This window comes from Ralstonia sp. ASV6 (assembly GCF_016429285.1).
Classification (GTDB): Bacteria; Pseudomonadota; Gammaproteobacteria; order Burkholderiales; family Burkholderiaceae; genus Ralstonia; species Ralstonia flaminis.
The window spans coordinates 1-9,267 of sequence record NZ_JAELUI010000176.1; the positions used below are offsets into that span (position 1 = coordinate 1).

Here is a 9,267-nt window from a genome sequence, read left to right on the forward strand (position 1 = left end):
CAGCAGCACTTCCGGACGGATGGCGATGCCGCGTGCGATGCACAGACGCTGTTGCTGGCCGCCCGACAGGCCGTAGCCCGACTGGTTGAGCTTGTCCTTGACTTCGCTCCACAGCGCGGCCTTGGTCAGCGCCCATTCCACGCGGTCATCCATTTCAGAGCGCGACAGGCGCTCGAACAGCTTCACGCCAAAAGCGATGTTGTCGTAGATCGACATCGGGAACGGCGTCGGCTTCTGGAACACCATGCCCACCTTGGCGCGCAGCAGAGCGATGTCCGTCTTCGACGTAAGCAGGTTTTCGCCGTCCATGTTGATCGCACCTTCGGCGCGCTGCTCGGGGTACAGGGCGTACATCTTGTTGAACGTACGCAGCAGCGTCGACTTGCCACAACCCGACGGGCCGATGAACGCCGTCACCTGCTTCTCGGGAATCTGCAGCGAGATGTTCTTGAGCGCGTGGAACTTACCGTAGTAGAAGTTCAGGTCACGCACATCGATCTTGGGGCTTTGCGTGCGCACTTCGAGGGACGTAGCAGTCATGGTCATTTCTTGGTGAACAAGGCACGCGCGAGGACGTTCAGCCCCAGCACACCCAGCGTAATCAGGAACACCCCGGCCCAGGCCAATTGCTGCCACTCGGGGAACGGGCTCATTGCAAACTTGAAGATCACCACCGGCATGGTCGCCATCGGCTGATTCAGATCCAGGCTCCAGAACTGATTGTTCAGCGCGGTGAAGAGCAGCGGCGCAGTCTCGCCGGCAATGCGGGCCACGGCCAGCAGCACCCCGGTAATCACGCCGGCATACGATGCCTTGAGGGTGATCGACAGAATCATCTTCCACTTGGGCGTACCGAGCGCCATGGCAGCCTCACGCATCGCGTTGGGCACCAGGTTCAGCATGTTCTCGGTGGTGCGCACCACGATCGGGATCTGCAGCAGCGCCAGCGCAAGCACACCGGCAATCCCCGAGAAGTGCTGCACGCGCGCCACCACAACGGCATACACAAACAAACCGATCACGATGGACGGTGCCGACAGCAGGATGTCATTGATGAAACGCGTGGCGCTGGCCAGCATCGACGTCTTGCCGTACTCCGCCAGGTAGATACCCGCCAGAATGCCAAGCGGCGTGCCGATCAGCGTGGCCATACCGACCAGCATGAACGAACCGGCGATGGCGTTGGCCAGTCCGCCGCCCGGCGTGTTGGGCGGCGGCGTCATCTCCGTGAAGAGTGACAGCGACAGGCCGCCCACACCCAGCGACAGCGTGGTCCACAGAATCCACGCCAGCCACAACAGGCCAAAGCCCATGGCAGCAAGTGAAAGTGCCAGCGCAATACCGTTGATGTTGCGGCGGCGGGCCTGCAGGCGCGCTTTGATCTTCTCAGAGTCGGCGCGGACGGCAGGAATGGATGGCGTACGCATGGTGTTGGGTCTCATGGCGTCGGGCAGATCGTTTTGGTTCACTTCTTGCCCTCGCTCTTCTGCAAGCGCAGCAGAAGCAGCTTGGACGCCGCCAGCACGATGAACGTAATGACGAACAGGATCAAGCCCAACTCCATCAGCGCGGCGGTGTGCAGGCCTTGGCCCGCTTCCGCAAACTCATTGGCCAGAGCCGAGGTAATGCTGTTGCCCGGCGAGAACAGCGACGCGTCAGACAGCAGGTTGGTGTTGCCGATCACGAACGTCACCGCCATGGTCTCGCCCAGCGCGCGACCCAGACCCAGCATCACACCGCCGATCACACCAGCCTTGGTGTACGGCAGCACCACGTTCCACATGACTTCCCACGTCGTGCAGCCCACGCCGTAGGCGGATTCCTTGAGCAGCGTCGGCGTGATCTCGAACACGTCGCGCATCACCGCCGAGATGTAAGGGATGATCATGATGGCCAGAATCACCCCCGCGCACAGCAGGCCGATACCGATCGGTGCGCCCTGGAACAGCGCCCCGATGACCGGGATCTTGCCGACAGTCGCGGCCAGCGGTTTTTGAAAATACTCGCCGAAGATCGGCGCAAACACGAGCAGACCCCACATGCCGTAGACGATGGAAGGCACAGCGGCGAGCAGCTCGATGGCGGTACCCAGCGGTCGGCGCAGCCAGGCTGGCGACAGCTCGGTCAGAAACAGGGCAATGCCAAAGCTCACGGGCACGGCAATGATGAGCGCGATCAGCGACGTGACCAGCGTGCCGTAGACCGGCACCAGCGCGCCGTAGATGTCCGAGGGGGGATCCCACTCCGAATTCACCAGGAACGACAGGCCGAATTGCTTGATCGAGGGCCAGGAGCTGATGATCAGCGAAACGATGATGCCGCCCAGCAGCAGCAGCGTAACGATTGCGGCAAGGCGGGTCAGACCGCCAAACACCAGGTCGCCAGTGCGGCTTGGTGCGCGCATGCGGGAAGCGCCAGAAGAATCAGAGAGCGTGGCCATGAGGGAAACCGGTCAGCCGTGAGAGAAGCTGTTGAAATGGCGCGGGCGGCCGATCTGCACCGCCCGCCCGCACCTTGTGCTGCACTTATGTACTGCACGCATGCAGCGGACAACGATCAGTTATAGATCGCCTTGCCCGACGCGTCCTTCACGTTCGACTTCCACGTCGCGCGGATCTGGTTCTTCACAGCATCCGGCAGCGGCACGTAGTCCAGACCCTTGGCGGCATCATCGCCACCCTTGTAGGCCCAGTCGAAGAACTTCATGACTTCTGCGCCTTGTTCCGGCTTGGCCTGGGTCTTGTGCAGCAGGATGAACGTTGCACCAGCGATCGGCCATGCGTCCTTGCCCGGCTCGTCCGTCAGGATCTGGTAGTACGTCTTGCTCCACTCAGCACCGGCAGCAGCCGCCTTGAAGGCGTCAGCCGTCGGTTGCACCACGGCGCCCGACTTGTTTTGCAGATTCACGTGGGTCATCTTGTTCTGCTTGGCGTAGGCGTACTCAACGTAGCCGATTGCGCCACTCAGACGCTGCACGAAAGCGGCCACGCCTTCGTTGCCCTTGCCGCCCGTACCGATCGGCCAGTTCACGGTCGTGCCTTCGCCAACCTTGCCCTTCCACTCGGCATTCACCTTCGACAGGTAGTTCGTGAAGATGAACGAGGTGCCCGAACCGTCAGCACGGCGCACCACCAGGATGTCCTGGTCCGGCAGCGGGGCCTTCGGGTTCAGCTTGGCGATGGCCGGATCATTCCACTTCTTGATCTTGCCCAGATAGATGTCGCCCAGCACTTGGCCGTTCAGGGTCAGCCCGCTAATGGCCTGGCCTTTGGAATCCTTCAGGTTGATCACCGGCACCACGCCGCCGATCACGGTCGGGAACTGGATCAGACCATCCTTGTTCAGCTCTTCGTCCTTCAGCGGCATGTCCGATGCGCCGAAGTCGACGGTCTTGGCGGTAATCTGCTTGATGCCACCCGACGAACCGATACCTTGGTAATTCACCTTGGCCTGGGTCGCCTTATTGTAGTCAGCTGCCCACTTGTTGTAGACGGGTGCCGGGAACGTTGCGCCAGCGCCAGTGATGTCAACAGCAAATGCGGCACCAGCGAAAGCCAGCGCAGCCACGCCCGCAATCGCGGTTTTGACCAGTTTCATGTGTCCTCCAGAGGAGCGGTTGAGCGATGACAGATTTTTGACACCCGAACTTTAGGTCGCTCACATGACACTTCTGTGACAACACAAAAACTTCTCAGAGCCGGCTTAAGGCACACGAAAGTCGCCCTTAAGCCATAAAAAAAGCGGCGCCAAGGCCGCTTTTTAATTACTTCTGCAGCGTTCGTCCGTCAATTCACTGGAACGTTGCCGCCAAGCGCTCTGCGTGCTGCGTGGCAAGGTCGGCATCCTGTGCCTCAACCATCACCCGAACCACAGGTTCGGTGCCGGACGGGCGGATCAGCACACGCCCCTTGCCGTTGAGCTCCGCCTCGCTCGTCTTGAGCGCAGCCTGCAAGCCAGCGTGCGACTTCCAGTCGAAACCCTTCTGAACGCGCACGTTGATCAGCTTTTGCGGGAACAGGCGCACACCGTTCAGCATCTCGTCGAGCGTTTGGCCACTGCGGCGCAATGCCGCAAGTACCTGCAACGCCGAGATGATGCCGTCGCCCGTGCTGTGCTTGTCCAGACACAGCAAATGGCCCGAACCTTCACCGCCCAGCAGCCAGCCGTTCTTCTTCAGTTCTTCCAGCACATAGCGGTCACCGACCTTGGCGCGCACAAACTCGACGCCCTGCGCCTTGAGCGCTAACTCCACCGCCAGGTTGGTCATGAGCGTGCCCACAGCGCCCGGCACGGCCTGCCCAGCAGCGCGACGTGCCTGCACCATCACGTAGAGCAGCTCATCGCCGTTATACAGGCGGCCGTTGCGGTCGACCACCTGCAGGCGGTCGGCATCGCCATCGAAGGCCAGACCGATGTCGGCGCCGTGTTCGCGCGTCGCTTCGACGAGCTTGCCGGGCGCCGTCGCGCCATAGCCGTCGTTGATGTTGCGACCGTTCGGCTGGTTGCCGATCGATACCACGTCCGCACCCAACTCGTGGAAGACGTGCGGAGCGATGTGGTACGCCGCGCCATGCGCGCTATCCAGCACGACCTTCATGCCGAACAGGTTCAGGTCGTTCGGGAACGTGCTCTTGCAGAACTCAATGTAGCGACCAGCGGCATCCTCAATGCGGCGGGCCCGACCCAACGCATCCGACGCCGCGTACTCCATCGGCTTTTCCAGTTCGGCTTCGATCTGCAGTTCGGTCTCGTCCGGGAGCTTGTCGCCGCTGGCCGAGAAAAACTTGATGCCGTTGTCGTAGTAAGGATTGTGTGATGCTGAAATTACCACGCCCGCCGACAGGCGCAGTGCGCGCGTCAAATAAGCCACGCCAGGCGTCGGCAGCGGGCCGCTCATCAGCACGTCCACACCGGCAGCCGTGAAGCCGGCTTCCAGTGCCGCTTCCAGCATGTAGCCCGACAAGCGCGTGTCCTTGCCGATCAGCACGGTAGGCCGGCCGTGGCCGTGCGACTCGGCGCCGTGTGCCAACACGCGCCCAGCGGCATAGCCAAGACGCAGCACAAAATCGGGTGTGATCGGGGCCTCGCCCACGCGCCCGCGAATGCCATCAGTGCCGAAATACTTCCTGGACATGAGGAATCTCTCCTGCAGTAGTTTCTTTATTGTTTGTAAAGTGCCGGCCGCGGCCGGGCAATCGTCTGTTCGCTTGACCCCAACCGCACGACCATCACGCGAGCGGTGGATCAACCCGCTCGTGACGCATCGCCCACCAGACCTGAAGCGCTTCCACGGTCGGCCGCACGTCGTGCACACGCACGATGAAAGCGCCGCGCTCCGCTGCCAGCAGCGCCGCTGCCACACTGGCGGTGATGCGCTCGGCTGGCGGTTTGCCACCCAGCACTGCACCCAACGTCGATTTGCGCGACAGACCCGCCAACAATGGCAAACCGATCTGTTCGAACTGCGCCAAGCGATTGAGCATGGTGAGATTGTGATCCGGCGTTTTACCAAAACCAAATCCCGGATCGAGCGAAATGCGCTCGGCGGCCACACCGGCAGCCAGCAACGCTTCGGTCTGTCTGCGCAGGAAGGCCGTCACTTCGCCCATCAGATCCGTATAGCTGGGTGACTCCTGCATCGTTTCTGGATCACGCTGCATATGCATCACGCACAGGCCGGCGTTGCCCTTGGCCACCGCCTCAATCGCCCCAGGGCGGCGAAAACCCCAGATGTCGTTGATGAGATCGGCGCCGCCCTCCAGCGTGGCGCGCATCACCTCAGGCTTGTAGGTGTCGATAGACAGCGGTTTGCCGCAGTCGCGCAGCGCCTCGACGATCGGCATCACACGGTCCAGCTCTTCCTGCAAGCCAAGCGGCGCAGCCCCCGGCCGGCTCGATTCGCCACCGATGTCGATCATGTCGACGCCCTCGGCGATCAGTTGTTCAGCATGGAGCAACGCCGTATCGCGGGTGGCATGCTGACCGCCGTCGGAAAACGAATCGGGTGTGACGTTGAGAATGCCCATGACCAGCGGGCGCCGATCACGTGCGTAGCGAAAACGTCCGCACTGGAAGTGCGTCGTAGCGGGAATGGAAGCAGACAAGATATGCGAATCAGAGTACAGCGCAGGGCCAGAATGCTACGCCAAGTGTCCCCAAAAAGACGCTAACAAAAAAGCCGGTGCGCGTGCACCGGCTTTTCTGCTCCGCCCTCGGGGCAACAACCTATGAGGCAGTCATCATGCCGTGGCCGGCACATTCCCCGGGTTCGCACCGGCGGGCGTACCGCCACCCGGCGGCGTGCTGCCACCGCCGGTCGAACCATAGCGCGGCGGACGCGGCGGCTTACCGTCCATGATGTCGTTGACCTGATCGGCGTCGATGGTTTCCCACTCAAGCAGCGCGGCCGTCATGGCTTCCACCTTGTCGCGGTTGGCTTCCAGCAGGCCCTTGGCCAGGGCGTACTGCTCGTCAACAATGCGACGAATTTCCGCATCGACCTTTTGCTGCGTCGCCTCGGACACCGTCTTCGATGCCATGCGACCGAAGAAGCCGTCCTGCTCGGTGTCGACATAGACCATGGTGCCCAGCGTGTCGCTCATGCCATAGCGCGTCACCATGTCGCGGGCCATCTTCGTGGCGCGCTCGAAGTCGTTCGAGGCACCAGTGCTCATCGCACCCAAGAACACCTCTTCTGCTGCGCGACCGCCGAAAAGAATGGCGACCTCTTCAAGCATCGTGTCCTTATAGGCGTAATGCTTGTCGTGCTCCGGCAGTTGCCAGGTCAGACCACCAGCCCAGCCGCGCGGCATGATCGTGACCTTGTGCACCGGATCAGCCTTCGGCAGCAGCTTGGCAACCACCGCGTGGCCCGACTCGTGGTACGCCGTAGCCTTGCGCTCTTCTTCACGAATCACGGCCGACTTGCGCTCCGGCCCCATGTAGATCTTGTCCTTCGCATCTTCAAAGTCTTGCATGTCAACCACGCGCTTGTTACGGCGGGCGGCAAACAGCGCAGCTTCGTTGACTAGGTTGGCCAAATCTGCGCCCGAGAAGCCCGGCGTGCCACGTGCGAGCACCGACGCATCCACGTCGTTGCCGATCGGCACCTTGCGCATATGCACTTTGAGAATCTGCTCGCGGCCGCGGATGTCCGGCAGGCCCACGTAGACCTGGCGGTCGAAACGGCCCGGGCGCAGCAGCGCCTTGTCGAGCACGTCAGCACGGTTGGTCGCGGCGATGACGATGACGCCCGAGTTGGCCTCGAAACCGTCCATCTCGACCAGCATCTGGTTCAGGGTCTGTTCGCGCTCGTCATTGCCACCGCCCATGCCGGCGCCACGATGGCGGCCAACCGCGTCGATTTCATCGATGAACACGATGCAAGGCGCCTGCTTCTTGGCGTTCTCGAACATGTCGCGCACACGGGCTGCGCCCACGCCGACGAACATTTCAACGAAGTCCGAACCGGAAATGCTGAAGAACGGCACCTTGGCTTCACCGGCAATGGCACGCGCCAGCAGCGTCTTACCAGTACCCGGGGGGCCAACCAGCAACACACCGCGCGGAATGCGACCACCCAGCTTCTGGAATTTCTGCGGATCTTTCAGGAAGTCGACCAACTCGACGACCTCCTCCTTCGATTCGTCACACCCTGCCACGTCAGCAAACGTGACGCTGTTGTTGTTCTCGTCGATCAACCGCGCTCGAGATTTGCCGAACGAGAAGGCACCGCCTTTCCCGCCGCCCTGCATCTGTCGCATCATGTAGAACCAGAACACGATGATCAGCAGCGTCGGGCCAAGATAGTAGAGCGCCGTAAGAAGCACACCCTGCTCTTCTTCTGCCTTGCCAGTCACCTGCACGCCGTACTTCATCAGGTCGCCGACCATCCAGATGTCGCCCGGCGAGATGATGGAATACTTGTTGCCCTCGTTGGGCGTGACCAGCAGCGTGCGGCCCTGCACTTCGACGCGCTTGACCTTGCCGGCCTTTGCGTCATCCATGAATTGCGAGTACGTCACACCCTCTTGGGTGCGAGGCTTGTCGAACTGCTTGAAGACGGTGAACAGCACCAAGGCAATCACCAGCCAGATGGCCGCCTTCTGAAACCAGTTGTTATTCAAGGCGAGACTCCTTTAGAAATGCCTTGACGGGATGCTTGGCATTGTAATGCACGGACACCGCCGCGGGTTGATTGCCCGCAAGACCATCGGCCACTCAGAGCCACCGGGCCCTTCCTGAGTAACGTCCGTCAGCCCGGATGCTTGAGCTGGCGGCCCAGTAGGAACGTCTCGGAAGACTTGTCGCGAGAGGCCTTGGGCTTGCGCGGCGCCACGATCTTGAAATGGCGCTTGAACATCTCGACGATCTGACTATAGCCACTGCCGTGAAAACATTTGATCAGCAGCGCACCCTCGGGTTTCAGGTGCGCCTGGGCAAATTCCACGGCCAGCTCGGCGATGTGCTCCATGCGCGCGGCGTCCGCCGACGCCACACCTGAGAGGTTGGGGGCCATATCGGACAAAACAAGGTCCACTTTGCCGCCGCCGGTCGCGTTCAGCACAATTTCTTCGAGTTGGCGGAAAACCGCCTCCTCGCGGAAGTCGCCCTGGATGAACTCGACGTCGGCAATGGTTTCCATCGGCAGGATATCGATGGCGACGATGGCGCCGTCAATGCGCCCGTCCTTGGCGCGCGGCGAGGCGGCCAACTTGTTGCGCACGTACTGGCTCCAGCTTCCCGGCGCAGCGCCCAAGTCGACGATGACCTGACCGGGCTTGATCAGCTTGTCCTGCTCGTCGATCTCCTTGAGCTTGTAGGCGGCGCGCGCGCGATAGCCCTCGCGCTGCGCCAGCTTTACGTACGGATCATTGATATGGTCGTGCAGCCACGACTGGTTGAATTTGTTCTTTGCCATCGAATTGGTTGCCAAACTGCCTAAACCTGGTGGCCAGGACTGATTTTGGCGGATAATACGCGCCGTTTGTCTTTTTGCGCGATCTCGCCTCTATTTATGCCCGCCCTTATCCTCACCCCTGCCCAGCGATCGGAATTGCGCTCGGAAGCGCATGCGTTGAACCCGGTCGTCATCATCGGTGCGGAGGGCCTGACCAAGGCCGTTCTGGCCGAAATCGACCGCTCACTGGCGTCCCATACGCTGATCAAGGTGCGCGTGGCGGGCGATGACCGCGAAGCGCGCATTGAAATCTATGACACCATCTGCGCCCGCCTGCAGGCTGCGCCCGTGCAGCACATCGGCAAGCT

9 protein-coding genes are annotated in these 9,267 nt (G+C 61.5%); 1 reads left to right on the top strand and 8 read right to left on the bottom strand.

Annotated features, from left to right (window positions below):
* The 8 genes from JHD73_RS24345 to JHD73_RS24380 all read right to left on the bottom strand — a co-directional run.
* Positions 1–540: phosphate ABC transporter ATP-binding protein (locus tag JHD73_RS24345; RefSeq protein ID WP_199032748.1), on the bottom strand; the 540-nt coding region annotated here is incomplete at its 3' end.
* A gap of 2 nt (positions 541–542) precedes the next feature.
* Positions 543–1,427: a phosphate ABC transporter permease PstA gene (gene pstA, locus JHD73_RS24350; RefSeq protein WP_199032749.1), complete on the bottom strand. Its 885-nt coding sequence runs from the start codon at positions 1,425–1,427 to the stop codon at positions 543–545.
* 38 nt (positions 1,428–1,465) lie between these two features.
* The gene (pstC, locus tag JHD73_RS24355) at positions 1,466–2,440 is read right to left on the bottom strand and encodes a phosphate ABC transporter permease PstC (protein WP_199032750.1); all 975 of its coding nucleotides are present in this window, start codon (positions 2,438–2,440) and stop codon (positions 1,466–1,468) included.
* Positions 2,441–2,556: 116 nt separating this feature from the next.
* Positions 2,557–3,597 carry a phosphate ABC transporter substrate-binding protein PstS gene (gene pstS / locus JHD73_RS24360; RefSeq protein ID WP_199032751.1) on the bottom strand — a complete coding sequence of 347 codons (1,041 nt, stop codon included), beginning with the start codon at positions 3,595–3,597 and terminating at the stop codon, positions 2,557–2,559.
* A 193-nt stretch (positions 3,598–3,790) separates the two neighbouring features.
* Positions 3,791–5,134: a phosphoglucosamine mutase gene (gene glmM / locus JHD73_RS24365; RefSeq protein WP_199032752.1), complete on the bottom strand. Its 1,344-nt coding sequence runs from the start codon at positions 5,132–5,134 to the stop codon at positions 3,791–3,793.
* 94 nt (positions 5,135–5,228) lie between these two features.
* Positions 5,229–6,092, bottom strand: coding sequence for a dihydropteroate synthase (folP, locus tag JHD73_RS24370; protein WP_199032756.1), 864 nt, complete (start codon positions 6,090–6,092; stop codon positions 5,229–5,231).
* A gap of 147 nt (positions 6,093–6,239) precedes the next feature.
* Positions 6,240–8,126 carry an ATP-dependent zinc metalloprotease FtsH gene (ftsH, locus tag JHD73_RS24375; RefSeq protein ID WP_199032753.1) on the bottom strand — a complete coding sequence of 629 codons (1,887 nt, stop codon included), beginning with the start codon at positions 8,124–8,126 and terminating at the stop codon, positions 6,240–6,242.
* Between the two features lie 128 nt (positions 8,127–8,254).
* Entirely contained in the window at positions 8,255–8,920 is a 666-nt protein-coding gene (locus tag JHD73_RS24380) for an RlmE family RNA methyltransferase (RefSeq protein ID WP_199032754.1), read from the bottom strand.
* Positions 8,921–9,016: 96 nt separating this feature from the next.
* Between JHD73_RS24380 and JHD73_RS24385 the strand changes: the two genes are divergently transcribed.
* Positions 9,017–9,267: YhbY family RNA-binding protein (locus JHD73_RS24385; RefSeq protein WP_199032755.1), on the top strand; the 251-nt coding region annotated here is incomplete at its 3' end.